Origin of the sequence: Kitasatospora sp. NPDC088391, assembly GCF_044753345.1 — a bacterium.
In the GTDB taxonomy this organism is placed as follows: domain Bacteria; phylum Actinomycetota; class Actinomycetes; order Streptomycetales; family Streptomycetaceae; genus Kitasatospora.
The window spans coordinates 37480-61841 of sequence record NZ_JBIVNB010000007.1 but is presented as its reverse complement, the minus strand read 5'-3'; the positions used below and the strand labels follow the sequence as shown (position 1 = coordinate 61841).

Sequence of the window (24362 nt, the reverse complement as noted above, 5' to 3'; positions counted from 1 at the left end):
CCGGGGCGCGGGAGGTTACTGCTCGCGCCACCAGCCGACGAGCTTGCGCAGCCCGTCGGTGAGCCCCAGCTCCGGCTTCCAGCCGAGGTCGTGCTCGGCGGCGGAGATGTCGGCGAGCCGGCGGACCACGCCGCCGGCGGTGTCGCGGGCGGGGCCGTGCTCGACGCCGAGGTCGGAGTCCATGGCTTCGAGCAGGGCGTCGGCGAGGCCGCGCAGCGAGACCTCGGTGCCGGAGGCGATGTTGTAGACCCGGTCGGTGACGGGGGCGCTCGCGGCGAGCAGGTTGGCCCGGGCGATGTCCTCGGTGTAGACGAAGTCCATGGTCTGGGCGCCGTCGCCGAAGATCAGCGGCTGCTGCCCGGCGGCGATCCGCTCCATCCAGCGGATGAACACCTCGGTGTAGCGGCCGTGCACGTCCATCCGGGGGCCGTACACGTTGAAGTAGCGCAGCGCGACGTAGTCCAGGCCGTACATGGCGTGGAAGCTGCGCAGCAGGCCCTCGTTGAAGACCTTGGCGGCGCCGTACAGGGTGTCGTTGCGGTACGGGTGCTGGGTCTCGGGCGTCGGGAAGGTGTCGGCGAGGCCGTACACCGAGGCGGTCGAGGAGGCGATCACCTTGCCGACGCCGACCTCGGCCGCGGCCTCGACCACGTCGAAGGTGCCGTCGACCATGATCTCCAGGGCGAGCCGGGGTTCGGCGGCGCACTGGGTGATCCGGATCGCGGCGAGGTGGAACAGCGCGTCGGTGCCGGGCGCGAGCAGTTCGCGCAGCAGGGCGCGGTCGCGGATGTCGCCGTCGACGACCCGCAGTTGTCCGGGGGCGGCGATCTCCTGGGCGCGGGCCAGGTTGGCCATCCGGCCGCGGACGAAGTTGTCGAGGACGACGACCTCGCGGGCGCCGGCTTCGAGGAGCTGGTCGACGACGGTGGAGCCGATGGTTCCGGCGCCGCCGGTGACCAGGCAGCGGGAGCCTTCGAGGGGGACGGCGGCGTTCATCGTGCGGCGGCCTTCTGCTGGACGGGCTGGGCGGTCTGGACGGGCTGGGCGGGGTGGTGACGGGTGATCAGGTCGGTGTCGGTGGCGGCCGGGTCCACGGGGACGGTCGCGCCGCCGAGTTCGAGGCTGCGGGAGGCGGCGTGCAGCAGGCGCAGCACGCGCAGTCCGGCCCGGCCGTCGGTGAGCGCGGGGCGGCCCTCGGCGATGGCGGCGGCGAACTCGCCCATCACGTTCCGCAGGGCCTCCTGCTCGACCAGGGCGGGGGCGACCATGTCGCCGACCCGGTAGGAGATCAGGGCGCGGTGCCGGATGGCGTCGGTGAGTTCGTCGGGCGGGGTGAGGTCGACGCCGCGGTCGTGGACGGCGAGCCGGGCCTGCGGGTTGAGGTCGTCCCAGACCAGGGTGCGGCGGGAGCCGCCGATCATGGTGGTGCGGACCTTGGTCGGGGAGAGCCAGTTGACGTGGCAGTGCGCGAGCGCGCCGTTGGACAGCCGGAGCGTCAGGTAGGCGACGCAGGCCCGGCCGGCGCCGATCGGGTCGGCGGCCTGGGCGCTGACGCCGACGGGTTCGACGCCGGGCGGCAGCACGAAGTCGAGGATCGACAGGTCGTGCGGGGCGAGGTCCCAGAGCACGTCGACGTCGGGCTGGACCAGGCCGAGGTTGATCCGGACCGAGTCGAAGAACTGGATGTCGCCGAGTTCGCCGGCGTGCACGAGTTCGCGGATGCGGCGGACCACGGGGGTGTAGCAGAAGGTGTGGTCGCACATCAGGACCAGGCCGCGCTCCTCGGCGAGGGCGACCAGGTCGGCGGCCTCCTCGGCGGTGGTGGTGATCGGCTTCTCGACCAGGACGTGCTTGCCGGCCTCCAGGGCGGCCCGGGCCAGCCGGTGGTGGGCGGCGGCGGGCGTGGCGATGGCGACCGCCTGCACCCGCTCGTCGGCCAGCACCTCGTCGAAGGAGGTGGTGGAGGCGACCGTGGAGTACTCGCCGAGGACCCGGCGGGAGCGCTGTTCGTCCAGGTCGCACAGCCAGTGCAGCCGCAGCGCGGCGGTCTGCTGGGCGTTGCGGACCAGGTTCGGGCCCCAGTAGCCGGCCCCGACCACCGCGAGTCCGATCCGCCGGTCGGGCTGCCGCTCGGTGCTGCCCGGTGTGGGCACGTGTTCCCCTGGCGCCTCGTGCGCCACGACGTTCGACCCCATCGCAAGACCCCCCTTGCCGCCGCGTCGCTCGAACGGTACCGGCCCGGCCGGGCCCGCCGGGGCACAATCGGCAAAACCGGGTGGCCCCGCCCGGGGCGCGCGCGGCGGCGGTTCGGCCCTCCGTACACCTCCGCGCGCCCCGTGTCCGGACCCCGGCGCGGCGGGCGTCGGTACGGTTTGGCAGGCTGGACGCTCCGGGGTGAGGATTCACTCTCCGTGGACCGTCCGGTCCTCGGGAGTTCACCCTCCGTCAGCAGACCCCCGGCAGCTGAGAACTGCCGGTGCGCCGTACCGAAGCCGAGGAGCAGTCATGGATGAGTCGGGCCCGCCCCCGGTGCTGCGGCACCAGCGCGACAGCCTGCTGCCCGCGGTGGCCGCGGCGCTGTCGCTGCGCGGCGGCGAGGTGCACACGCTGGCCGGGGAGAAGTCCGCGCCGGCCCCGATGCTGCACCCGCTGGTCGGCGAGTTCCTGGCGGGGCTGCCGGTGGAGAAGCGCGAGCGCTTCCTCGGCCGGTGCCCGGAGCCGGCCCTGCTGTCGCAGTACCTGGCGCAGGTCGACGCCTCCCGGTCGAAGCGGGCGGCGCGCAAGCCGATGACGCTGCACGAGGCCCGCAAGGCGCTCAAGGGCGCCCGGATGACCACGGTGCGGATCCGCGAGGAGGGCGATCCGGCGCACGGCACGCACGCCCCGCCGTGCCGCTCCTGCGGCCCGCTGCTGGATCATCTGAACGTGGCCAGCGTGCAGGTCGGACCGTCCGGCGGCTGACCGCACCCGCACGTCCCCCCGTCCCCGAACCACGGAGCACGCCCTGAACGCCAGCACCGTCCGCAACCGGCCCAGGTTCCCGGCCGACGTCGCCGCCGCGCTCAAGCAGGCCGGCTGGCACCCCGGCCGCTGGGAGATCCGGCAGGCCGAGCAGTGGGCCGACGCCCTGGTCGCGCACGGCGGCCCGCTGGACCCGCAGCACGCGGTGTTCCCGGCCGCGATCGAGGCCTGGGCCGAGTTCGGCGGCCTGGCCTTCGACGTGCCGGGGCCGGGGCGGGTGCTGGCCCGCACCCCGTTCCTGCTGGACCCGCGCCGCGGCCTGCACGCCCCGCGCGCGCTGGCCGACCTGGGCCGGGCCCTGGACACCCGGCTCGCGCCGCTCGGCGAGGAGCTGCACGGGCAGGCGCTGCTGGCCGTCGACGAGCAGGGCCGGGTCTACAGCCTCGACCACACCGGCGAGTGGTTCCTCGGGGACGGCGTCGACCGGGCGATCGCCACCCTGGTGCTCGGCCTGGCCCCGCACCGGCTGCGCACCGCCGAGGACTGACCGGGCGCACGGTCGGCCGTCGGTCGGCCGAACGCCCGTCCGGCCGAGGGTTCCTGACGCTCCGTCAGTCCAGTGGTTCGCGGGCCGTCCGCAGCCGGGAGGGCAGCACCGCCTCGATCCGGAAGCCGCCGTCCTGCTCCGGTCCGGAGTGGAACGCCCCGCCGAGCGCGAGCACCCGCTCCCGCATGCCGACCAGGCCGTTGCCGCCGCTCGGCAGCGCGACGCCGTCCCCGCCCGGGCAGTCGTTCACCACCGACACCCGCACCCCGTTGGGCACGTAGGCGAGCAGCACCGCCACCCGGGCCCCGCCGGCGTGCTTGTGCGCGTTGGTCAGGCCCTCCTGCACCACCCGGTAGGCGGTCTGCTCGGCCTCCGCCGCGTACCGGGCCGGGTCGCCGCTGACGGTCAGCGACACCGCCATGCCCGCGATCCGGGACTGCTCGACCAGTCCGGGCAGTTCGCCGAGGCCGCCGACCGGGGCCTCCACCTGCTCCTGCGGCTCGGTCATCCGCAGCACGCCGAGGATCTCCCGCAGTTCGTCCAGCGCCTGCCGACCGGTCTCGCCGATCAGCCTGGCCGACTGCTGGGCCTTCACCGGGTCCTTGGGGACGATCCGCTCCACCGCGGAGGCGTGCACCACCATCAGGCTGACCCGGTGCGCGACCACGTCGTGCATCTCGCGGGCGATCCTGGTGCGCTCCTCGGCCCGGGCCCGCCAGGCCCGCTCCCTGGCCTGCTCGGCCAGCAGCGTCAGCTCGGTCTCCAGTCCCTGCGCGCGGTCCTTCAGCGACTCCACCAGCCGCCGCCGCGCGCCCACGTACAGGCCGCTCGCCACCGGGGCCACCGCCATGCCGACCGCGACGAAGGCCGCCGTCACGGCGTACACCCAGGTCGGCGGCAGCGGTTCGGCGGACGGCGTCTTCGGCGGCGCCGACATCGCGAACCAGACCATCCCGAAGGTCTCCACCATGGCGAGCGCGGCGAGCCCGACCACCCGGCCGCGCCGCGAGGGCCACTCCCAGGTCGCCGCCAGCGTGTACAGCGACACCACCAGCAGCACCACGCCGAAGAACCCCGGCACGAACACCAGCGCCACCACCACCGGCACCACCGGCCAGCGCCGCCGCACCAGCAACGAGGCGCCCGCGAGCGCCCCCAGCACCACGCACACCACGGCGGCCGGGACGCCCAGGTGCAGCCGGTCCCGGATCAGCCCGTACGCCCCGAGGGCGCACTCCAGCCCCGAGACCGCCGCCAGCCCCACGTCCAGTACCGCGCCGCGCCGCCGCGCCCACCACCACACGCCGTCCCCCGCCGGCTTCTCACTCATGCGGCCACGATACGCAACCCCGCGCGGGCGGCCGCGGGAACGTGCGCGACGGGGCGGCGGCGAACCGCGCGACCTGTCCGCCATCCGGCCACCTCTCCGTTCTGGCACCCCGTGCCACCTATGCTGTTGCCCGTCGGACAGCGCGGTCCGCACCCGTCACCCGCACCGCGGTGATGGCAGAGCCGTTGCCGAACCCCACCACCACAGGGAGCCAGCCGTGACCGCTCCGGTCCCCACCTCGGCGGACAACCCATCCCCGATCGCCGACGCAGACAACGCCGCCCTGCGCGCGGACATCCGTCGCCTCGGCGACCTGCTCGGCGAGACCCTCGTGCGCCAGGAGGGCCCCGAACTGCTGGGCCTGGTCGAGCAGGTGCGGCTGCTGAGCCGCACCGACGGCGAGGCGACCGCGCAGTTGCTGGCCGAGATCGACCTGGACACCGCGGCGAAGCTGGTGCGGGCGTTCTCCACCTACTTCCACCTGGCGAACGTCACCGAACAGGTGCACCGCGGCCGGGAGTTCGCGGCCCGCCGGGCCCGCGAGGGCTCGCTGCTCTCGCAGACCGTGGACGAGCTGAAGGACGCCGACCCGAAGCACCTGGCCGACACCCTGGCCAACCTCGCGGTCCGCCCGGTGTTCACCGCGCACCCGACCGAGGCGGCCCGCCGCAGCGTGCTGAACAAGCTGCGCCGGGTCGGCGAGCTGCTGGAGCGCATCCACCGCGAGCAGGCCGCCACCGGCCGGGTAGACAGCGCCCGGCAGACCTCGGCCCGCCGCCAGGCCGACCGCCGCCTCGCCGAGGTGATCGACCTGCTCTGGCAGACCGACGAGCTGCGGATCGCCCGCCCCGAGCCCACCGACGAGGCCCGCAACGCCGTCTACTACCTGGACGAGCTGTACCGCGACGCCGTCCCGGAGGTGCTGGAGGAGCTGCACGAGGAGCTGGCCCGGGTCGGCCTGTCCCTCCCCGAGGGCGTCCGCCCGCTGACCTTCGGCACCTGGATCGGCGGCGACCGGGACGGCAACCCGAACGTCACCCCGCGGGTCACCTGGGACGTGCTCAACCTGCAGCACGAGTACGGCATCAAGGACGCCCTGGAGGCGGTCGACGACCTGCGCGCCTCGCTCTCCACCTCGGTCCGCCTGGCCGGCGCCTCGGAGGAGCTGCTGGCCTCGCTGGAGGCCGACCTGGCGCACCTGCCGGAGCTGAGCCCGCGCTACAAGCGGATGAACGCCGAGGAGCCGTACCGGCTGAAGGCCACCTGCGTCCGGATCAAGCTGGAGAACACCCGGGACCGGCTGGCCGCGGGCACCGCGCCCAGCCCGGGCCGCGACTACGTCGGCACCCGGGACCTGATCGCCGACCTGCGGCTGATCCAGGACTCGCTGCGCGCGCACCGCGGCGGCCTGATCGCCGACGGCCGGCTGGCCCGCGCGATCCGCACCATCGAGGCGTTCGGCCTGCAGCTCGCCACCATGGACGTGCGCGAGCACGCCGAGGCGCACCACCACGCGCTGGGCCAGCTGTTCGACCGGCTCGGCGAGGAGGCGTGGCGCTACACCGACATGCCGCGCGAGTACCGCCAGCGCCTGCTGTCGAAGGAGATGCGCTCGCGCCGCCCGCTGGCCCCGACCCCGGCGCCGCTGGACGCCGCGGGTGCCAAGACGCTGGGCGTGTTCACCACCATCCGCGAGGGCTTCGAGCGGTTCGGCGACGAGATCGTCGAGTCGTACATCATCTCGATGTGCCAGGGCGCGGACGACGTGTTCGCGGCCGCGGTGCTGGCCCGCGAGGCCGGCCTGATCGACCTGCACGCGGGCATCGCCAAGATCGGCATCGTGCCGCTGCTGGAGACCACCGACGAGCTCCAGGAGGCCGACCGGATCCTGGACGAGATGCTCTCCGACCCGTCGTACCGGCTGCTGGTGTCGCTGCGCGGCGACATCCAGGAGGTCATGCTCGGCTACTCGGACTCCTCGAAGTTCGGCGGCATCACCACCTCGCAGTGGGAGATCCACCGGGCCCAGCGCCGGCTGCGCGACGTCGCGCACCGGTACGGCATCCGGCTGCGGCTGTTCCACGGCCGCGGCGGCACGGTCGGCCGCGGCGGCGGCCCCTCGCACGAGGCGATCCTCGCGCAGCCGTGGGGCACCCTGGAGGGCGAGATCAAGGTCACCGAGCAGGGCGAGGTGATCTCCGACAAGTACCTGCTGCCGTCGCTGGCCCGGGAGAACCTGGAGCTGACCCTCTCCGCGACGCTGGCCGCGTCCGCGCTGCACACCGCGCCCCGGCAGGCCCCGGAGGAGCTGGCCCGCTGGGACGCCGCGATGGACCGGGTCTCCGAGGCCGCGCACACCGCGTACCGGGCGCTGGTCGAGCAGGAGGACCTGCCGAAGTACTTCTTCGCCGCCACCCCGGTCGACCAGCTGGCCTCGTTGCACCTGGGCTCCCGCCCGTCCCGCCGCCCGGACTCCGGCGCGGGCCTGGACGGCCTGCGGGCGATCCCGTGGGTGTTCGGCTGGACGCAGTCCCGGCAGATCGTGCCCGGCTGGTACGGCGTCGGCTCCGGCCTGGCGGCGGCCCGCGCGGCGGGCCTGGGCGACGTGCTGGACGAGATGCACGGCAACTGGCACTTCTTCCGCAACTTCCTGTCCAACGTCGCCATGACGCTGGCCAAGACGGACCTGCGGATCGCCCGGCACTACGTCGAGCAGCTGGTCCCGGCCGAGCTGCACCACGTCTTCGACCAGATCGTGGCCGAGCACGACCTGACCCTGCGCGAGGTGCTGCGGCTCACCGGCGAGGGCGAACTGCTGGAGCACAACGAGGTGTTGAAGCAGACCTTCAACGTCCGCGACGCCTACCTGGACCCGATCTCCTACCTGCAGGTGGCGCTGCTGCGCCGCCAGCGCGAGGAGGTGGCGGCCGGCCGGCCGGAGGACCCGCTGCGGGCCCGGGCGCTGCTGCTGACCGTGAACGGCATCGCGGCGGGCCTGCGCAACACCGGCTGACCACCGGCCGGTCCGGCGCACGACGACGGCCCGCCCCCCCGGTCCGGGGGGCGGGCCGTCGTCCGTCAGGCCTTCTTGCGCTTGCGCAGCCAGGTGGCCGCGCCGCCGGCCGCCACGACCAGGCCGCCGCCGACGGCGTACACGCCGACCGCGCCCACCGAGCCGGTGGGCGGGGCGAGTCTGGCGGCGGCGGGCTCCGGGCCGGTGCTGGGTTCGGCGGCCGCGGCGGGCGCGGCGCCCCACCCTCCGGCGGCCAGGCACAGCACGGCTCCTCCGACGACCTTGCCCATCCGCTTCGACCGGATCACGGTCCATACCCCCAGTGACGGCACTTCAATCCTGCGCATCCACCCCGACGGTATCCGATCCGCGGCCGGTCCTGACCCCCAGTCAGCTTCCAGCGGGCAAGCGTTGCATGAACGTTGTGCACGGAGCGTGGTGGGCGCCGGGGGTCAGGAGTGGTAGTTCTGCTGGGCGCGCTCCAGGCCGTCCTGGAGCAGTGCCTCGACGGCGTCGGCGGCCCGGTCGACGAACCAGTCCAGGTCCTTGCGCTCGGTGGCGGAGAAGTCCTTGAGCACGAAGTCGGCGACCTCCATCCGGCCGGGCGGGCGGCCGATGCCGCAGCGCACCCGGTGGTAGTCCGGTCCGAGCGACTTGGTGATCGACTTCAGGCCGTTGTGGCCGTTGTCGCCGCCGCCGAGCTTGAGCCGCAACCCGGAGTAGTCCAGGTCGAGTTCGTCGTGCACGGCGACGATCGCGGCGGCCGGGACCTTGTAGAAGTCGCGCAGCGCGGTGACCGGGCCGCCCGAGAGGTTCATGAAGGTCATCGGCTCGGCGAGCACCACCCGCTTGCCGGCCAGCCGCCCCTCGGCGACCTGGGCCCGGCTCTTGTGGGCCTTGAACTTCGCGCCCATCCGCTGGGCCAGCAGTTCGACCACCATGAAGCCGATGTTGTGCCGGTTGCGGGCGTACTCCTTGCCCGGGTTGCCGAGCCCCACCACCAGCCAGGGGCCGTCGTACTCGCTCATGCCGCTCCTCACGCGGGTGTTCTCCGTACCGCCATCATCCCGGGTGCCGTCGTCCCGGACACGCCGCTGCCCCGGCCGTCCGCGCGGGTGCGGGACGGCCGGGGCAGCGGGCGGGAGGTGATCAGGCCTCGGCGGACTCGTCGCCGGCCTCGTCCTCGACGGCCTCGGGGGCCTGGGCGCCGATGACCTGCAGCACGACGGTGTCGGCCTCGACGGCCAGGGTCACGCCGGAGGGCAGGGTGATGTCGCCGGCGGTGATGGCGGCGCCGGCCTCCAGGCCCTCGACCGAGACGGTGACGGCCTCGGGCAGGTGGGTGGCCTCGGCCTCGACCGGGAGGGCGTTCAGCACGTTCTCGATCAGGTTGCCGCCGGGGGCCAGCTCGCCCTCGGTGTGGACCGGGATCTCGACGGTGACCTTCTCGCCGCGCTTGACCAGCAGCAGGTCGACGTGCTCGATGGAGCGCTTGATGGCCTCGCGCTGGACGGCCTTCGGCAGCACGAACTCGTCCTTGCCGTCGATCGGGACGACCAGCAGCGCGTTCGGGGTCTTCAGGGCCATCATCAGGTCGTGGCCGGGCAGGTTCAGGTGCACCGGGGCGTGGCCGTGGCCGTACACGACACCGGGGACGAAGCCGGCGCGGCGGGCGCGACGGGCGGCACCCTTGCCGAACTCGGTGCGGGCTTCGGCGGCAAGGCGGATCTCGGACACGACTGCACTCCTCGTGAAGGCGAAGGGGTGCAGGAACGACAGAACCGCCGGGCCACACCCTCAGGTATTTCGGGGGGACGCTCGGCGGTTCGATCAAGGCGCATCGTTCTCGCGCGTCGATCACGGACCACCTTGTGAAGGGCATCCCTCGCCGAGCATTCTCCCCAGCCTAACCGGGGGATGGCGCGGACGTGAAATCGGCCCCCGGCTCCGGGGCGGAGCGGGGGGCCGACCGGGGTCCGACGGAGGGTCAGTGCACGCCCTCGAAGAGGCTGGTGACCGAGCCGTCCTCGAACACCTCGCGCACCGCGGCGGCGATCGACGGGGCGATCGACAGCGTGGTGATCTTGTCCAGCTGGAGCTGGGCCGGGGTCGGCAGGGTGTTGGTGAACACGAACTCGCTGACCCGGGAGTTCTTCAGCCGGTCCGCGGCGGGGCCGGAGAGCACGCCGTGGGTGGCGGCGACGATGACGTCGGCGGCGCCCGCGTCGAACAGCGCGTCGGCGGCGGCGCAGATGGTGCCGGCGGTGTCGATCATGTCGTCGACCAGGACGCAGACCCGGTCCCTGACGTCACCGACCACCTCGGCGGAGAGGATGGTGTTGGCCTGCGACATGTCGCGGCGCTTGTGGATGATCGCCAGCGGGGCGCCCAGCCGGTCGCACCACTGGTCGGCGACCTTCACCCGGCCGGCGTCCGGGGAGACGATGGTCAGCTTGGAGCGGTCGGCGACCCGGTCGCCCACGTAGTCGGCCAGCATCGGCAGAGCGAACAGGTGGTCCACCGGGCCGTCGAAGAAGCCCTGGATCTGCGCGGTGTGCAGGTCCACGGCCATCAGCCGGTCGGCGCCGGCCTGGCGGAGCAGGTCGGCGACCAGGCGGGCCGAGATGGGCTCGCGGCCGAGGTGCTTCTTGTCCTGCCGGGCGTAGCCGTAGAACGGCAGGATCGCGGTGATGCTGCGGGCCGACGCGCGCTTCAGCGCGTCGATCATGATCAGCTGCTCCATGATCCACTGGTTGATCGGAGCCGTGTGGCTCTGGATCACGAAGCAGTCCGCGCCGCGGGCGGACTCCAGGAAGCGGACGTAGATCTCGCCGTTGGCGAAGTCCAGGGCCTTGGTCGGGACGAGTTCGGTGCCCAGTTCGCGGGCGACCTCCTCGGCAAGTTCGTGGTGGGCACGGCCGGAGAAGAGTTTGAGCTTCTTCTCGCCGGAGGTCGTGATCCCGCTCACTGCACCGTCTCCTCGGGTTGCTGCAACGCTGAGTGAGTACGCCGAGGCACGGCCGAGCAGGCCCGATGGCGCACGTGTGTACTTCAGGTTACGCGCCCCGGACCGCGAGCGGCGGCCGGGGACCACTCCTCAAGATCCCCGGCGGCCCCTCCGGACTACTCCGTCCCGTGCGCCTCGGCGGCCGCGCGGGCCGAGGCGGAACCGGGCCGCTTGCGCTCCACCCAGCCCGCGATGTTGCGCTGCTGGGCCCGGGCCACACCGAGCGAACCCGCAGGTACGTCATGGGTGATGACCGATCCGGCGGCGGTGTAGGCGCCGTCACCGACGGTGACCGGGGCGATGAACATGTTGTCGGAACCGGTGCGGCAGTGCGCCCCGATGACGGTCCGGTGCTTGTCCACGCCGTCGTAGTTCACTGTGACGGACGCCGCACCCACGTTGGTGCCCTCGCCGATCGTCGCGTCCCCGATGTAGGACAGGTGCGGGACCTTCGCCCCCTCGCCGAGCTCGGAGTTCTTGATCTCCACGTAGGTGCCGGCCTTCGCCTTCCGGGCCAGCCTGGTGCCGGGCCGCAGGTAGGCGTACGGGCCGACCACGGCCTCCGGGCCGATCTCGGCGCGCTCGGCCGTGGCGTTGCTCACCCGGGCCCCGGCGCCCACCGAGGTGTCGGTGAGGGTGGTGTTCGGGCCGACCTCGCAGCCCTCGCCCAGCCGGGTGGCGCCGTGCAGCTGGGTGTTCGGGTGGACCAGCGCGTCCGGCTCGTACGTCACCCGGACGTCGAACCAGGTGGAGGCCGGGTCGACCACGGTGACGCCGGCCCGCATGGCGTCCTCCAGCAGCCGGGCGTTCAGCAGCCGGCGGGCCTCGGCCAGCTGGACCCGGTCGTTGATGCCGACGATCTCCCGGTGGTCGGCGGCCACCACCGCGCCCACCCGGTGGCCCTCCCGGCGGAGGATCTCCAGGGTGTCGGTCAGGTACTCCTCGCCCTGCGCGTTGTCGGTGCCGACCAGTGAGAGGGCGAGCGCCAGCAGCTTGGCGTCGAAGGCGAACACCCCGGAGTTGATCTCGGTGACGGCCAACTGCTCGGCACTGGCGTCCTTGTGCTCGACGATCGCGGCGACCGCGCCGTCCGCGTCGCGCAGGATGCGCCCGTAGCCGGTGGCGTCCGGGACCACCGCGGTCAGCACGGTGACGCCGTTGCCCTGCTCGGCGTGCGCGGCGGCCAGCGCGCCCAGCGTGGCGCCGGTCAGCAGCGGGGCGTCGCCGGTGGTGACCAGCACGGTGCCGTCCAGTTCCACCCCGTCGGCGGCCAGCGCCGCCAGCGCGGTGCGCACCGCGTGGCCGGTGCCGTTCTGCTGCTCCTGGACCACCGGGCGGGCCGCCGGGTACTGCTCGGCCAGGTGCGCCTCGACCAGCTCGCGCAGGTGGCCGACCACCACGACCAGCTGACCCGGCGTCAACTCCTCGGCGGCGCTGACCGCGTGGCCCACCAGGGAGCGGCCGCAGATCTCGTGCAGCACCTTCGGCAGGGCCCTGGACTTCATCCGCGTGCCGCCGCCGGCGGCGAGCACGATCACGGCAGCGGGCTGGTTGGCACTCACGCGGGGGAGCTCCTCGGTCGATGCGGGACGAGAGTGCACCGAGGATACCGAGGCAAGGGGGACGGAAAGCATCCGAAACGGTCGAAACGGTCGGAACGGGCTCCGCCGCTAGGATTCGAACCCAGACAAAGGCCTCCAAAGGGCCCTGTGCTGCCATTACACCACGGCGGAAAGGGCGCGTTTCCGCGCCCAGCACAGCCTACGGCTTGACGGCCCGTAGCTCCACCACCTTCCACGAAGGCACACGAACGACGTCCCGGCCCCCGCGCGCCGACCGTTCGGAATCCGCCGGGGGAACACTGCGACACGGAGCCCGGGCCCTCTTCCGCTTCCCGGCCCGCACTACCTACGATGCCGTAAGTTACGCAGACGTAGGTACTCGTCGCACCCCACCCCTCCTCCCCCGGGAAGCGCCATGACCATCGAGGCCGGGCAGGCGCCGCCGCGCGCCGCCGAGGACCACCCGATCCCCCGCCAGCTCTCCGCCACCAGGGGCGGCGAGCGCCAGGGCCGCCTGGAGCGCGTCACCCTGGGCCTGTTCATCGCGGTGCCCTTCCTGGCCCTGGCCGCCGCCGTCCCGGTCGCCTGGGGCCGGGGGCTGTCCTGGCTGGACGCCGGGCTCGGCGTCTTCATGTACTTCCTCACCTGCCACGGCATCACCGTCGGCTACCACCGCTACTTCACCCACGGCTCCTTCAAGGCCGGCCGCGCCCTGCACCTGGCGCTCGCGGTGGCCGGCTCGATGGCCGTCGAGGGCCCGCTGGTGCGCTGGGTCGCCGACCACCGCAAGCACCACCGCTACTCCGACAAGGACGGCGACCCGCACTCCCCCTGGCGCTACGGCGAGAGCCTGCCCGCGCTGCTCAAGGGCCTGTGGTGGGCGCACATGGGCTGGCTGTTCGACGAGGAGCAGACCCCGCAGCTCACGTACGCCCCCGACCTGGTCCGCGACCCGGCGATAAGGGCGATCTCCCGACTGTTCTGGCTCTGGACGCTGATCTCGCTGGCCGTCCCCCCGGTGGTCGGCGGCCTGGTCACCTGGAGCTGGCAGGGCGCGCTGTCCGCCTTCTTCTGGGGCTCGCTGGTCCGGGTCGCGCTGCTGCACCACGTCACCTGGTCGATCAACTCGATCTGCCACGCGGTCGGTTCGCGCCCCTTCAAGTCCCGCGACCGGTCCGGCAACGTGTGGTGGCTGGCCGTGCTGTCCTGCGGCGAGTCCTGGCACAACCTGCACCACGCCGACCCCACCTCGGCCCGGCACGGCGTGCTCCGCGGCCAGGTCGACTCCTCCGCCCGGATCATCCGCTGGTTCGAGCAGGCGGGTTGGGCCCGGGACGTCCGCTGGCCCGGCGCGGAGCGGATCGCCGCCCGCCGCGCCGCATGAGGCAGCGCCTACAGCATGATGGAGGGGTGAACGGGACCAACGGAGACAGCGCCGGCCATCAGCAGCCCCCGCGGCGGGGCGGGGGCCGGAGCGGCCGGGTGCGGATGACCGGCAAGCAGCGCCGCGAGCAGTTGCTGGAGATCGGCCGGTCGGTCTTCGCCGAACGCGGCTACGACGGCACCTCGGTGGAGGAGATCGCCGAGCGGGCCGGAGTCTCCAAGCCGGTCGTCTACGAGCACTTCGGCGGCAAGGAGGGGCTGTACGCGGTGGTCGTCGACCGCGAGATGCAGCTCCTGCTCGACATGGTCACCGGCGCGCTCACCGGCGGGCACTCCCGCGAGCTGCTGGAGCAGGCCGCGTTCGCGCTGATGGACTACATCGACACCTCCACCGACGGTTTCAAGATCCTGGTCCGGGACTCCCCGGTCGCCCAGTCCACCGGCTCGTTCGCCTCGCTGATCGGCGACATCGCCACCCAGGTCGAGGACATCCTCGGCCTGGAGTTCAAGTCCCGCGGCTTCGACGCCCGGCTCGCGCCGATGTACTCGCAGATGCTGGTCGGCATGGTGGCGCTGACCGGCCAGTGGTGGCTGGAGGTCCGCAAGCCCGGCAAGGCGGAGGTCGCCGCCCACCTGGTCAACCTGGCCTGGCACGGCCTGGAGGGCCTGGAGCGGCACCCCAAGCTGGTCGGCGACCGCAAGAACTGACGGCCCGTCCGCCCTCCGCTCACCGCTTGACCGCCACCGCGAAGACCCGGCGGAACGGGAACACCGTGCCGTGCTCCCCCGCCGGGTACGCCGCGCGCAGCAGCGCCCCGTACTCGGCCAGGAACGCGGCGCGGTCCCGCTCCCGCGGCAGCAGGTCCAGCACCGGGCGGAGCGCGGAGCCCTTGACCCACTCCAGCACCGGGTCGGTCCCGGTCAGGACGGTCAGGTACGTGGTCTCCCAGACGTCCGCGGTGCAGCCCGCCGCCGCCAGCGCCGCCAGGTAGCGCTCCGGGGCGTGGCAGGAGGCGTCCGGGCGAGCGGCGGCCAGTCGGTCGCGCCAGCGCGGGGCGCGGCGCAGTTCGGCGAGCAGGGTGTGGCTGGGGGCGGCGAAGTTGCCGGGCAGCTGGAAGGCGATCACCCCGCCGGGGCGCAGCGCGGCCGCCCAGCGCGGCAGCAGTTCCAGGTGGTCGGCGGTGTCGGTGTCCATCCAGTGCAGGGCGGCGTTGGAGGCGATCAGGTCCGGCCGCTCGGGCGCCGGGTCGTAGGCCGTGACGTCCTGCTCCCGGTACTCCGCGGACGGCTCGCCGGCGGTCCGGGCCTCGGTCAGCAGGGCGGCCGAGTTGTCCAGCCCCAGCAGGCGGGCGTCCGGCCAGCGGCGGCGGAGCGCGGCGGTGGAGTTCCCGGGGCCGCAGCCGAGGTCCAGGACGCGTGGCGCGGACGGGAGTTCGGGGACCCGGGCGAGCAGGTCGGCCATCGGGCGGGCGCGTTCGCGGGCGTAGCGCAGGTACTGCTCGGCGTCCCAGGCGGCGGGCACGGCGAACCTCCGAAGTATCTCGACGTCAAGATATCTCTGTCGCGCCGAAGACTTCCTTTGTTATCTCTTGATGTCAAGAGACTTCACATCGACACAACCCCCGATACACTGATCGTCATGGAGGACGAGGTCGACCGCCTGGTCGCAGCATGGCGCCGAGAGCGCCCCGACCTCGACGTGGACCCGCTGGAGGTCCTCAGTCGAGTGAGCCGCCTCGCCCGCCACCTCGACCGGGCCCGGCGCACCGCGTTCGCCGAGCACGGCCTCGAACCCTGGGAGTTCGACGTCCTCACCGCCCTGCGCCGGGCCGGCTCCCCCTACCAGCTCTCCCCCGGCCAGCTGCTCACCCAGACCCTGGTCACCTCGGGCACCATGACCAACCGGATCGACCGCCTCACCACCAAGGGCCTGGTCGTCCGCCTCCCCGACCCGGACGACCGCCGCGGCGTGCTGGTCCGGCTCACCGACGAGGGCCGTGACAAGGCCGACCAGGCGCTGGCCGGCCTGCTCTCCCACGAGCGCGAGATCCTCTCCCAGCTGGCCCCCGCCCAGCAGACCGAACTCGCCACCCTCCTCCGCCAGTTGGTCGCCCCCTTCGACCGCGCGGGCTAGTCCTCGAAGGCTCTGGGGCGCAGCTCCGGGGGCCCGGGGAACGGCGGGGCCGAGGGGCAGGCGTCCAACAGGCTGCGATGCGCCACCCCGTTTCGGGCCGAAGGCCCCCGAGCCTCCTGGTTTCAGAAGCCGTCCGGGTAGGGGGTGGTCAGGGCCGGGGTCCGCGAGTGGGCGCTCTGGTAGCCGGGGAGCAGCGCCGCCAGGCGGTCGCGGACCTCGGAGTCGGAGTTGACCGTCGCGGCGTCGTAGAGCCCGGTGAGGCCGCCCGCGAGGTCCTCGGGGACGGTGGCGTGGTCCGCGACGGTGGCGAAGATCCGGGAGTGGGCGGTGGGGAGGCGCTCCTCGGTGTCGGAGAACAGCGCCTCGTTCAGCTTCTCGCCGGCCCGCAGGCCGGTGTAGCGGATCTCGACCTCGTCCGCCCCGAGCTGCACCTGTTCGGCGAAGTTGTGCACCAGGTCGACGATCCGGACCGGCTCGCCCATGTCGAGCACGAAGACCTCGCCGCCCTCGGCCATCCGCCCGGCCTCCAGGACCAGGCCGACGGCCTCCTCGATGGTCATGAAGAAGCGGGTGACGTCGGGGTGGGTGACCGTCACCGGGCCGCCGCTGCGCAGCTGCTCCTCCAGCACGGACAGCAGCGAGCCGCGCGAGCCGAGCACGTTGCCGAAGCGGACGGCGGCGAAGACCCCGGTGCCGAGGTTGCGGGCGTCCCGGGCGTTGGCCTGGACGATCAGCTCGGCGAGCCGCTTGCTGGCGCCCAGGACGGACGTCGGGTCGGCGGCCTTGTCGGTGGAGATCAGCACGAAGCGCTCGACGCCGGTGGCGAGCGCGGCCTCGACCAGGTGGTCGGTGCCGAGCACGTTGGACTTGACGGCCTCGCTGGGGTGCCGCTCCAGCAGCGGGAGGTGCTTGTGCGCGGCGGCGTGGAAGACCACGTCGGGGCGGAGGTCGCGGAAGATCTGCTGGACCCGGGGGCGGTCCCGGATGTCGGCGATCACCAGGGACTCGTCGGTGAGCAGCGCCTCGCCCCAGATGTCGAGCTGGAGCCGGTGCAGGTTGGACTCGTCGTGGTCGAGCATGTAGAGCGCGGCGGGCCCGAACGCCTGGACCTGGCGGCAGAGTTCGCTGCCGATCGAGCCGCCCGCGCCGGTGACCAGGACGCGCCGGCCCTCGATCACGGTGCGGACGTCCGGGGAGACCACGTGCACCTCGTGCCGGCCGATCAGCCGGTTGACGTCCAGGGTCCGCATGTCGGAGCCGACCACCTCGCGGCGCAGCGCCGAGAGGAAGGACGGCAGGTAGCGGACGGCGGCGCCGGCCGCGGCGGCGGAGGTGGCGAGTTCGCGGACCCGCTGGTGCGGGAGGCCGGGGATGGCGAGCACCACCACCTGGGCGCGGTGGGTCAGGGCCAGGTGGGTGAGGTCGGCCAGGCGGCCCAGGACGGGACTGCCCGAGACCTCCTGCCCGGCCTTGTCCGGATCGTCGTCCAGCACCCCGACCGGGACGAGCCCGAACTCCGGGGTCCGGCCCAGGTCGCGGACCAGGGCGGTGCCGGCGGCGCCGCCCCCGACCACGAGGGTGCGCAGGCCGACGGGGCGGGTCCGCTGGGCGGGCGGGCGGGTACTGGACGCTTCGGGGCGTGCGGCAGTGGGGTGCGGCGACATCTGTCCTCCGGTATCCCTGACTCGACTCACGGAGTGGAACGTGCGGGAAGGCGGGGGCTCGGTCAGCCCGCGCCGGGGCCTGTGGTTGAGGCGACGGTCGGCGGGGGGACGGGAACGGGCGCGGGGAGCGGACCCGGGGGTTCGGAGGGGGCGATGCCGGCCCGGCGGGCGACGGCCACCGCGGCGAGTGTGGAGTGCACCCCCAGCTTGCCCAGGACGTTCTGCATGTGGGTGCGGACGGTGTGCGGGGAGAGGAACAGCCGTTCGGCGACCGCCTGGCGGCCGAGGCCGGCCACCATGCAGCGCAGCACCTCCTCCTCGCGGGGGGTGAGCGCGGCGACCAGGCGCTCGCTCTCCGAGCGGTCCCGGCGGGCCGAGGTGAGTTCGCGGATCACGCCGGTCAGCAGCGCGGGCGGCAGGTGGGTCTCGTCGCGCAGCACGCCGCGCACCACGGCCATCAGCGCGCCGAGCGAACTCTCGCGCGCCACCCAGCCGTTGGCGCCGGCCTGAAGGGCCCGGGCGGCCCGCGGCGGGTCGTCGGCGGCGGCCAGCACCACGGCGCGCAGCTCCGGGTGGGCCCGGCGGACCCGGCCGATCAGGGCGGTGCCGTCGGACAGCGGCCGGGCCTCGGCGGGAACCTGAGGGGCCGTCAACGACGGTGCGGCCGACCGCTGCTGCTGCCCGGCGGGAACGGCCCGGGGCGGTGGCACCGCGGCCGGGCGGGCGGCCGCCGGGGCGGCGCCGAGGTCGATGTCGACCAGCACCACGTCGTACGGGCGGCGTTCGGTCGCCGCCCGTTCCAGTGCGCGTTCGGCCGCCGCCGCGCTGCCCGCCGCCCCGACGTCCACGTCGGGTTCGGCGGCCAGTGCGGTCGCCAGTGCCTCGGCGAAGATCCGGTGGCCGTCGACCACCAGGACGCGAATCCGCCCCATTCGTCCTTGCCCCCCTGCTCGTGGCCCGACCCCCACCGGTGCCGCACTCAGCCTACGGGCGGACGCCCGGGCGGCGTGGGGGTTTGGTGAAGTTCCTGTACACAGGGACTTCGGGGGCGGAGTCGGGCCGGGGAGCGGGCAGGTCAGGCGCGGTGGGCGACGGTGAACTCCCAGGCGTCGGCCACGATCTCGTCCAGTTCGGGGCGCTTCGGAACCCAGCCGAGGGCGTCCCGGGCGCGGTCCGCGGCGGCCACCAGGACGGCCGGGTCGCCGGGGCGGCGGCCGGCCATCTGGACCGGGATCTCCCGGCCGGTGACGCGCTTGACGGACTCGATCACCTCGCGCACCGAGAAGCCGGTGCCGTTGCCGAGGTTGCAGATCAGGTGCTCGCCGGGCTTGGCGGCGGCGATCGCCAGCAGGTGCGCCTCGGCCAGGTCGGCGATGTGGATGTAGTCGCGGATGCAGGTGCCGTCCGGGGTCGGGTAGTCCTCGCCGAACACCGAGATGTGCGGGCGCTGCCCGAGCGCGGCCTGGAACACCAGCGGGATCAGGTGCGACTCGGGGTCGTGGCGCTCGCCGTAACGGCCGTACGCCCCGGCCACGTTGAAGTAGCGCAGGCTGACGGCGGCCAGGCCGTGGGCGATCGCCTCGGAGGTGATCAGGTGGTCCACGGCCAGCTTGGTGGCGCCGTAGGCGTTGGTCGGCGAGGTGCGCGCGGTCTCCTTGATCGGCACCTCCTCCGGCTCGCCGTACACGGCGGCGGTCGAGGAGAAGACCAGCCGGCCCACGCCGGCCTTGCGCATCGCCGTCACCAGTTCGAGCGAACCGGCGACGTTGTTGCGCCAGTACTTCTCCGGGTCCGCGACCGACTCGCCGACCTGCGAGGAGGCGGCGAAGTGCAGCACGCCGTCGAAGGAGGGGTCGAGCACGTCGGCGGCGTCCTGGATGCGGCCGCGGACGAACTCGGCGCCGTCCGGCACCCCTTCGGCGAACCCGGTGGACAGGTCGTCCAGCACCGTGACCTGGTGGCCGGCCTCCAGCAGGTGGGCCGCCACCACGCTCCCCACGTAGCCGGCTCCGCCCGTGACCAGGTACTTGCTCATGCCCTCGACCTCCGCGACATTCGGGTGTTCCTCGTCCGGAGCATAGGGCACCCGCCTGAACCCGCGGTCAGGCCGTCCGCCCCGCGTCCCGGCCGGTCAGCGCCAGCAGCGCCGCGAACGGATCGTCCCCGGAGTACCCGACCGGCTCGTCGAACATCCCCATCGTCCGTGCGGTCGGCGCGAGTTCGGCGGTCAGCGGGCCCAGGGCGGCGACCGCCTCCGGGGCCGGCCCGTACGGCAGGCCGGTCGCCCGGGCGAGGTCCCAGCCGTGCACGGTCAGGTCCAGCAGCACCATCCCGCCGACGGTCACCGCGGGCAGCGCCATCGCGCCCGTCGTCCCCTCGTCCGCGCCGGGCTCCGCCCAGGCCGCGACCAGCGCGTCAGTGTCCGCCGCGAACCGGCCCCGCCAGTCCCCGGCCAGCTCCGGCGCGGGCAGCGACCAGTCGACCTCCCGCTTCGCCGCCAGCTCCCGGAAGTTCACCACCACCTGCCACAGGTGCCGCACCAGCCCCCGCACGTCGTACTCCCCGCACGGCGTCGGCGCCCCCAACCCCCCGTCCGGCAGGGCCTCCACCAGGGGAACGGTACGGTCGGCGGCGGCCCGCAGCAGGGCGGCGATCTGAGTGCTCATGCCCCCGACGCTACGGCGGGGGGCCGCGCCGGGGCTTGAAGAAACGCGACAGGGTGATCGGGGGGCCGGGAACTCTTCGGCAGGCGAGACGGGAACAATCAGGGGCCCGGGGAACGGCGGGGCCGAGGGGCTGAGGGCCGGAGGACAGTGGGGCGCCACGGGGCTGTCGCCAAGGGCCTTCGGCCCGAAACGGGGTGGCGCCCAGCAGCCCGTCGGACACCAGCCACTCGGCACCGCCGTTCCCCGGGCCCCTGGAGCTTCGCTCCCGCGCGGCCCCGTGGGCCCCGGGGTGCTTAGCCTGGTCGCATGGCTCCACCGCGTGAGGACACCCGGGGCATCCTCGACCCCGACGGGCTGCTGGCGAGGGTGCGGTTCCGGCGGTGGGACGCGGCCGGGCCGCTGCGGCCCTATGTCGAGCACTACTGGCTGATCGACTGGGACCTGGCCGAGCCGTACGTCTCGGCGGTGCTGCCGCACCCCTCGGTGAACGTGGTGTTCCAGTGGCCCGGGCGGGCCGAGCTGACCGGGATCGGCACCGGGGTGGCCCGGGAGGAGCTGACCGGGCGGGGCCGGGTCGCGGGGGTGCAGTTCCGGCCGGGCGGCTTCGGCGCGTTCGCCCCGGGGGTGCCGGTCTCGGCGTGGACCGGCCGCCGGGTGCCGCTGGCGGAGGTCTGGCCCGGGGCGGAGGACGCCGCCGGGGCGGCGGCGCTCCCGGACGGCCTGCGGGTCGCCGCGCTGGACGCCCTGCTGCTGGCCCGCGGCCCGCGCCCGGACCCGGAGACCGACCTCGCGCTGCGGCGGCCGACCTGGCCCGGCACGACCGGAGCATCCGCCGGGTCGCCGACCTGGCCGCGCTCGGCGGCCTGACGGTGCGGAGCCTGCAGCGGCTGTTCGCCGCCCGGGTCGGGGTGCCGCCGAAGTGGGTGATCCTGCGCTACCGGCTGCACGAGGCGCTGGAGGCCGCCGCCGGGCAGGAGTCGCCCGACTGGTCCCGGCTGGCGGCCGAACTCGGCTACAGCGACCACGCGCACCTGACCCGCGAGTTCACCCGCACCCTCGGCGTCCCGCCCTCGGCCTTCGCCGAACGCTGAACGCCGAACGCCGAACGCCGAACGCTCAACGCCGAACGGCCTTGAGGTTCAGGCCAGTTGGTCGAGCAGGCCGGTCCGGGCAGCCAGCGCCGCCGCCTCCAGCCGGGAGCGCGCGCCGAGCTTGGTCAGCACCCGCTGCACGTGCGTCCGGGCGGTGGACGGGGCGATCCGCATCGCCGCGGCGATCGCCGCGGTGTCCTCGCCGTCCGCGATCCGCGCCAGCACCTGCACCTCCCGCCGGGTCAGCAGCCGCAGCAGCCGGACCGCCTCGTCGTCCGGTTCGGCGACCGGCCACAGCAGGTGCTCGAACGCGGCCCGCAGCACGTCGACCGCGACCGCCGCCTCCCCGGCCCGGACCCGGGCGATCGCCCGGTCCACCACGTCGATCCGCTCGTCGCTGCGCACGTAGCCGGCCGCGCCCGCGGCGAACGCCGCCGCCACCCGGGCCGGCGCGCCCAGCGGGCCCAGCACCACCACCGCGATCTCCGGCCGCTCCCGGCGCAGCCGCCGCAGCGGCTCGAACGGGTCCTCCGGCCGGTCCCCGGTCCCGAGCAGGCACACCTCGGGGCGCCGCCCCGCGACCAGTTCCAGCACTCCCGCGCACGGCGACCCGACGCCCAGCACCCGGTGCCCGCGCTGCTGCAGGGCCGACCCCAGGGCCTCGGCCATCAACCGGTGGTCGTCCGCCACCACGAGCCGCGCACTCATCCCCCGCTCACCTCCCCGGTCGGGCCGACCGACGCACCATCACAGCGCACAATCGCCCGCCCCGCCAGAGGACCCCCCGGGAAAACGCGGAAGGCCCCGCCTCACGGCGGGGCCTTCCCGATCTGAGCCCCCATGCGGAATCGAACCGCAGACCTTCTCCTTACCATGGAGACGCTCTACCGACTGAGCTATAGGGGCTTGTTGCTCAGGTCCGCCTCGCGGCTTCCCCTTGCGACGAGGAAGACTTTACATGCTCGGCCGACCCCATGGGAAATCCGCTTCCACCAGGTCGGAGGGCTAAACTGCCCGAGAAGACCCGATCTGCCGTGCAATGTCGCCCAGCAGCCGCGAATCTCCCGTGCAGCGAAGGCGCGTGATCCTGTGTCAGCCCCCGGCCGCAGTCGTGTTCCCGGTGCGGCGTCCGCGTGGTGGGCGCTGGCGTTGCGGCCGAGCCGGCCGGTGGTGGCGTGGGGGCTGACGGTGCGGGCGGCGCTGGGGATGGCGGTGCCGCTGTTCGCGGGGCTGCTGGGCGGGCGGCTGGACCTGGGCGTGTTCGCGGCGCTCGGGGCGATGCACGCGACGATGAACGACCGGGTGGAGCCGCTGCGGCTGCGGGCACCGCGGATCGCGCTGGCGCTGGCGGCGTCCACCGGCGGGATGCTGATCGGGGCGGGCCTGCAGCACGCCGGGGCGGGCGGCCTGCTGATCGGGGTGGTGCTGACGGCCGTCGGCTTCGCGGGCGGCGCGCTCTCCGCGACCGGCCCGCGCGGCTCGGCCGCCGGGATGCTGCTGCTGGTCTCGGCCTCGCTGGGCGGCGGGATGGCGCTGCCGCACCCGTGGTGGGCGGCGCCCGCGATGCTGCCGTGCGGCGCGGCGCTGGTGCTGCTGCTGGGGGTGCGCTACCGCACCGACGTCCGGACCGATCCGCGCACCCGGGCCCTCGCGGACGCCTACACCGCGCTCGGCGGCGTGCTGGCCGCGCTCGGCACCCCGGAGGGCGCGGCGGCCCGCCGCCTGCTCACCGGCCGGCTCAACCAGGTGCAGGACCTGCTGCCGCCGCCCCGTCCGGGCCGGGCCGAGCCGGAGCGGGTCCGGTGGCTGCGGCGCTGCTACGAGGCGGCGCTGGGCGCGACCGAGGCCGCGGCGGGACTGCTCTGGGCGTGGCGGCCGGTGCCGCCGGAGGTCGCGGAGCTGCCGGTCCGGCTGGCGGCGCAGATCACCGGCGGGCCGGAGCCGGGGTACCCGGACTGGCGGCCGGACACCCCGTCCCGAACGGCCTTCGACACCGCGCTGCGGGCCGCCGCCGACACCGTCGCGGGCCGCCCGGCCCCGCTGGGGACCGCCGCCCCGCCGCCGCCCGACCCGTGGCGGCTGCGGGCCCGGCTGCTGTCGCGCGGCTCGGTGCGCTACGGCCTGCGGGTGGCGCTGTGCGTGGCGGTCGCCGAGGCGGTGGTCAACGGGCTGACCCTGAGCCGCAGTTACTGGGTGCCGATGACGGTGGCGTTCGTCCTGAAGCCGGACCTGGGCTCGGTGTTCCAGCGCGCCGTCAGCCGGGTGCTGGGCACCGTGCTGGGCATCGCGGTGACGGCGGTGCTGCTGGCCCTGACCACGAACTCCTGGGTGCTGGCGGTGGCCGTCTCGGGCTGCGTGGCGCTGCTGCCGTACTCGACGGCCGCGCACTACGGGCTGAACACGCTGGTGATGACGCCGGTGGCGCTGATCCTGGTGCAGCTCGGCGGGGAGAGCGGGGCCGCCGAGTTCTGGCCCCGGGTCCTGGACACCGTGCTGGCCGGCGCGATCGTGCTGGTCTTCGGCTACCTGCTGTGGCCCGAGCGGCCGCCGCACCGGATCGAGCCGGGCATCGTGACCGCCGCCACCGCCGTCCGCGCCTACCTGGCCTCGGTGGTGGCGGGGCGGGACGAGCCGGTGGCCCAGGTGTGGCTGCGCCGGACGGCGTACCGGGCGCTGGCGGACGCCCGGCGGCAGGTGGACCTGGGCCTGTCCGAGCCGCCGCCGGCCGGGCGGCTGGCCGAGCGGTGGCTGCCCGCGACGGCCGCCCTGGAGCGGCTGTCGGGGGCGGTGGCCGCGTACGCCGCCCAGTTGCGCTACGGCGGGCGCGAGCCCGAACCGGCCGTGGTGGAACGGGTGTTGGACTCGCTGGACCGGCTCACCGGGGCGGCCCGGGCGCACCGGCCGCCGGCCGGGCGGGCCGAGCGGCCCACCGGCCCGCACGACCCGGACCGCAGCGCGCTGGCCCGGGCCGCCGACGAGCTGGACCAGCTGCTCGCGGGGTGAG

The 24362-nt window shown here is 74.2% G+C and carries 21 protein-coding genes, 2 tRNA genes and 1 pseudogene; 8 read left to right on the top strand and 16 right to left on the bottom strand.

Annotated elements, in window-relative coordinates:
- Nucleotides 1-15: 15 nt before the first annotated feature.
- Both ACIQBJ_RS21560 and ACIQBJ_RS21555 read right to left on the bottom strand, forming a co-directional pair.
- Entirely contained in the window at nt 16-996 is a 981-nt protein-coding gene (locus ACIQBJ_RS21560) for an NAD-dependent epimerase/dehydratase family protein (RefSeq protein ID WP_400712738.1), read from the bottom strand.
- Nucleotides 993-2153 carry a Gfo/Idh/MocA family protein gene (locus tag ACIQBJ_RS21555; RefSeq protein WP_400712735.1) on the bottom strand — a complete coding sequence of 387 codons (1161 nt, stop codon included), beginning with the start codon at nt 2151-2153 and terminating at the stop codon, nt 993-995. The genes ACIQBJ_RS21560 and ACIQBJ_RS21555 overlap by 4 nt, the downstream gene beginning before the upstream one ends.
- Before the next feature lie 352 nt (nt 2154-2505).
- Here ACIQBJ_RS21555 and ACIQBJ_RS21550 point away from each other — a divergent pair, with 352 nt between their 5' ends.
- Nucleotides 2506-2961 (top strand): YwqJ-related putative deaminase, encoded by a 456-nt coding sequence (locus ACIQBJ_RS21550; protein ID WP_400712732.1) that lies wholly within the window; start codon nt 2506-2508, stop codon nt 2959-2961.
- A gap of 43 nt (nt 2962-3004) precedes the next feature.
- A complete protein-coding gene (locus ACIQBJ_RS21545; protein ID WP_400713581.1) occupies nt 3005-3508 on the top strand; it encodes an SUKH-3 domain-containing protein in 504 nt (167 codons plus the stop codon).
- Between the two features lie 64 nt (nt 3509-3572).
- On the opposite strand, the gene ACIQBJ_RS21540 is transcribed toward ACIQBJ_RS21545, so the two are convergent.
- Nucleotides 3573-4838, bottom strand: a complete 1266-nt coding sequence (locus ACIQBJ_RS21540; RefSeq protein ID WP_400712729.1) for a sensor histidine kinase — start codon at nt 4836-4838, stop codon at nt 3573-3575.
- Nucleotides 4839-5055: 217 nt separating this feature from the next.
- Here ACIQBJ_RS21540 and ppc point away from each other — a divergent pair, with 217 nt between their 5' ends.
- Nucleotides 5056-7851, top strand: coding sequence for a phosphoenolpyruvate carboxylase (gene ppc / locus ACIQBJ_RS21535; protein WP_400712726.1), 2796 nt, complete (start codon nt 5056-5058; stop codon nt 7849-7851).
- Nucleotides 7852-7916: 65 nt separating this feature from the next.
- On the opposite strand, the gene ACIQBJ_RS21530 is transcribed toward ppc, so the two are convergent.
- The 6 genes from ACIQBJ_RS21530 to ACIQBJ_RS21505 all read right to left on the bottom strand — a co-directional run bounded on the left by ACIQBJ_RS21530 (nt 7917) and on the right by ACIQBJ_RS21505 (nt 12591).
- Nucleotides 7917-8198, bottom strand: coding sequence for a hypothetical protein (locus ACIQBJ_RS21530; RefSeq protein ID WP_400712723.1), 282 nt, complete (start codon nt 8196-8198; stop codon nt 7917-7919).
- A gap of 105 nt (nt 8199-8303) precedes the next feature.
- A complete protein-coding gene (gene pth, locus ACIQBJ_RS21525) occupies nt 8304-8879 on the bottom strand; it encodes an aminoacyl-tRNA hydrolase (RefSeq protein ID WP_400712720.1) in 576 nt (191 codons plus the stop codon).
- A gap of 121 nt (nt 8880-9000) precedes the next feature.
- A complete protein-coding gene (locus ACIQBJ_RS21520) occupies nt 9001-9588 on the bottom strand; it encodes a 50S ribosomal protein L25/general stress protein Ctc (RefSeq protein ID WP_400712717.1) in 588 nt (195 codons plus the stop codon).
- A gap of 250 nt (nt 9589-9838) precedes the next feature.
- The gene (locus tag ACIQBJ_RS21515) at nt 9839-10819 is read right to left on the bottom strand and encodes a ribose-phosphate diphosphokinase (RefSeq protein WP_400712714.1); all 981 of its coding nucleotides are present in this window, start codon (nt 10817-10819) and stop codon (nt 9839-9841) included.
- Nucleotides 10820-10974: 155 nt separating this feature from the next.
- Nucleotides 10975-12420 carry a bifunctional UDP-N-acetylglucosamine diphosphorylase/glucosamine-1-phosphate N-acetyltransferase GlmU gene (gene glmU, locus ACIQBJ_RS21510; RefSeq protein WP_400712711.1) on the bottom strand — a complete coding sequence of 482 codons (1446 nt, stop codon included), beginning with the start codon at nt 12418-12420 and terminating at the stop codon, nt 10975-10977.
- A gap of 100 nt (nt 12421-12520) precedes the next feature.
- A tRNA-Gln gene (locus tag ACIQBJ_RS21505) sits at nt 12521-12591 on the bottom strand.
- A gap of 244 nt (nt 12592-12835) precedes the next feature.
- Here ACIQBJ_RS21505 and ACIQBJ_RS21500 point away from each other — a divergent pair.
- Both ACIQBJ_RS21500 and ACIQBJ_RS21495 read left to right on the top strand, forming a co-directional pair.
- On the top strand, nt 12836-13804 hold the full coding sequence (locus tag ACIQBJ_RS21500) for an acyl-CoA desaturase (protein ID WP_400712708.1): 969 nt from the start codon (nt 12836-12838) through the stop codon (nt 13802-13804).
- Nucleotides 13801-14511, top strand: a complete 711-nt coding sequence (locus ACIQBJ_RS21495) for a TetR family transcriptional regulator (RefSeq protein ID WP_400712705.1) — start codon at nt 13801-13803, stop codon at nt 14509-14511. Before ACIQBJ_RS21500 ends, ACIQBJ_RS21495 begins: the two co-directional genes overlap by 4 nt.
- A gap of 19 nt (nt 14512-14530) precedes the next feature.
- On the opposite strand, the gene ACIQBJ_RS21490 is transcribed toward ACIQBJ_RS21495, so the two are convergent.
- Nucleotides 14531-15325: a methyltransferase domain-containing protein gene (locus ACIQBJ_RS21490; protein ID WP_400712702.1), complete on the bottom strand. Its 795-nt coding sequence runs from the start codon at nt 15323-15325 to the stop codon at nt 14531-14533.
- Nucleotides 15326-15442: 117 nt separating this feature from the next.
- On the opposite strand from ACIQBJ_RS21490, the gene ACIQBJ_RS21485 reads away from it, so the two are divergent.
- Nucleotides 15443-15937: a MarR family winged helix-turn-helix transcriptional regulator gene (locus ACIQBJ_RS21485; RefSeq protein ID WP_400712699.1), complete on the top strand. Its 495-nt coding sequence runs from the start codon at nt 15443-15445 to the stop codon at nt 15935-15937.
- A gap of 122 nt (nt 15938-16059) precedes the next feature.
- Here ACIQBJ_RS21485 and ACIQBJ_RS21480 read toward each other — a convergent pair whose 3' ends face one another.
- From ACIQBJ_RS21480 to ACIQBJ_RS21465, 4 genes are all read right to left on the bottom strand, one after another.
- Nucleotides 16060-17601: a polysaccharide biosynthesis protein gene (locus tag ACIQBJ_RS21480; protein WP_400712696.1), complete on the bottom strand. Its 1542-nt coding sequence runs from the start codon at nt 17599-17601 to the stop codon at nt 16060-16062.
- Nucleotides 17602-17663: 62 nt separating this feature from the next.
- Nucleotides 17664-18533, bottom strand: coding sequence for a LuxR C-terminal-related transcriptional regulator (locus ACIQBJ_RS21475; RefSeq protein WP_400712693.1), 870 nt, complete (start codon nt 18531-18533; stop codon nt 17664-17666).
- A 143-nt stretch (nt 18534-18676) separates the two neighbouring features.
- Complete coding sequence (gene galE / locus ACIQBJ_RS21470; protein ID WP_400712690.1) at nt 18677-19636, bottom strand: UDP-glucose 4-epimerase GalE; 960 nt, start codon at nt 19634-19636, stop codon at nt 18677-18679.
- 67 nt (nt 19637-19703) lie between these two features.
- Nucleotides 19704-20267 carry a TIGR03086 family metal-binding protein gene (locus ACIQBJ_RS21465; RefSeq protein WP_400712687.1) on the bottom strand — a complete coding sequence of 188 codons (564 nt, stop codon included), beginning with the start codon at nt 20265-20267 and terminating at the stop codon, nt 19704-19706.
- 306 nt (nt 20268-20573) lie between these two features.
- On the opposite strand from ACIQBJ_RS21465, the pseudogene ACIQBJ_RS21460 reads away from it, so the two are divergent.
- Nucleotides 20574-21358: pseudogene (locus tag ACIQBJ_RS21460) on the top strand (DUF6597 domain-containing transcriptional factor).
- Between the two features lie 48 nt (nt 21359-21406).
- Here the strand turns inward: ACIQBJ_RS21460 and ACIQBJ_RS21455 are convergent.
- Nucleotides 21407-22066: a LuxR C-terminal-related transcriptional regulator gene (locus ACIQBJ_RS21455; protein ID WP_400712684.1), complete on the bottom strand. Its 660-nt coding sequence runs from the start codon at nt 22064-22066 to the stop codon at nt 21407-21409.
- 125 nt (nt 22067-22191) lie between these two features.
- Nucleotides 22192-22264 (bottom strand) — tRNA-Thr (locus tag ACIQBJ_RS21450).
- Between the two features lie 264 nt (nt 22265-22528).
- Between ACIQBJ_RS21450 and ACIQBJ_RS21445 the strand changes: the two genes are divergently transcribed.
- Nucleotides 22529-24361, top strand: a complete 1833-nt coding sequence (locus ACIQBJ_RS21445) for an FUSC family protein (protein WP_400712681.1) — start codon at nt 22529-22531, stop codon at nt 24359-24361.
- Nucleotide 24362 lies beyond the last annotated feature (1 nt).

What these genes read in the sequence shown, in the direction of transcription:
- ACIQBJ_RS21455 (WP_400712684.1), bottom strand. Translation starts at nt 22,066, where the DNA reads ATGAGTGCGCGGCTCGTGGTGGCGGACGACCACCGGTTGATGGCCGAG.
- ACIQBJ_RS21495 (WP_400712705.1), top strand. Translation starts at nt 13,801, where the DNA reads ATGAGGCAGCGCCTACAGCATGATGGAGGGGTGAACGGGACCAACGGA.
- ACIQBJ_RS21530 (WP_400712723.1), bottom strand. Translation starts at nt 8,198, where the DNA reads ATGCGCAGGATTGAAGTGCCGTCACTGGGGGTATGGACCGTGATCCGG.
- ACIQBJ_RS21550 (WP_400712732.1), top strand. Translation starts at nt 2,506, where the DNA reads ATGGATGAGTCGGGCCCGCCCCCGGTGCTGCGGCACCAGCGCGACAGC.
- ACIQBJ_RS21465 (WP_400712687.1), bottom strand. Translation starts at nt 20,267, where the DNA reads ATGAGCACTCAGATCGCCGCCCTGCTGCGGGCCGCCGCCGACCGTACC.
- ACIQBJ_RS21485 (WP_400712699.1), top strand. Translation starts at nt 15,443, where the DNA reads ATGGAGGACGAGGTCGACCGCCTGGTCGCAGCATGGCGCCGAGAGCGC.
- pth (WP_400712720.1), bottom strand. Translation starts at nt 8,879, where the DNA reads ATGAGCGAGTACGACGGCCCCTGGCTGGTGGTGGGGCTCGGCAACCCG.
- ACIQBJ_RS21480 (WP_400712696.1), bottom strand. Translation starts at nt 17,601, where the DNA reads ATGTCGCCGCACCCCACTGCCGCACGCCCCGAAGCGTCCAGTACCCGC.
- ACIQBJ_RS21560 (WP_400712738.1), bottom strand. Translation starts at nt 996, where the DNA reads ATGAACGCCGCCGTCCCCCTCGAAGGCTCCCGCTGCCTGGTCACCGGC.
- ACIQBJ_RS21540 (WP_400712729.1), bottom strand. Translation starts at nt 4,838, where the DNA reads ATGAGTGAGAAGCCGGCGGGGGACGGCGTGTGGTGGTGGGCGCGGCGG.
- ACIQBJ_RS21475 (WP_400712693.1), bottom strand. Translation starts at nt 18,533, where the DNA reads ATGGGGCGGATTCGCGTCCTGGTGGTCGACGGCCACCGGATCTTCGCC.
- ACIQBJ_RS21500 (WP_400712708.1), top strand. Translation starts at nt 12,836, where the DNA reads ATGACCATCGAGGCCGGGCAGGCGCCGCCGCGCGCCGCCGAGGACCAC.
- galE (WP_400712690.1), bottom strand. Translation starts at nt 19,636, where the DNA reads ATGAGCAAGTACCTGGTCACGGGCGGAGCCGGCTACGTGGGGAGCGTG.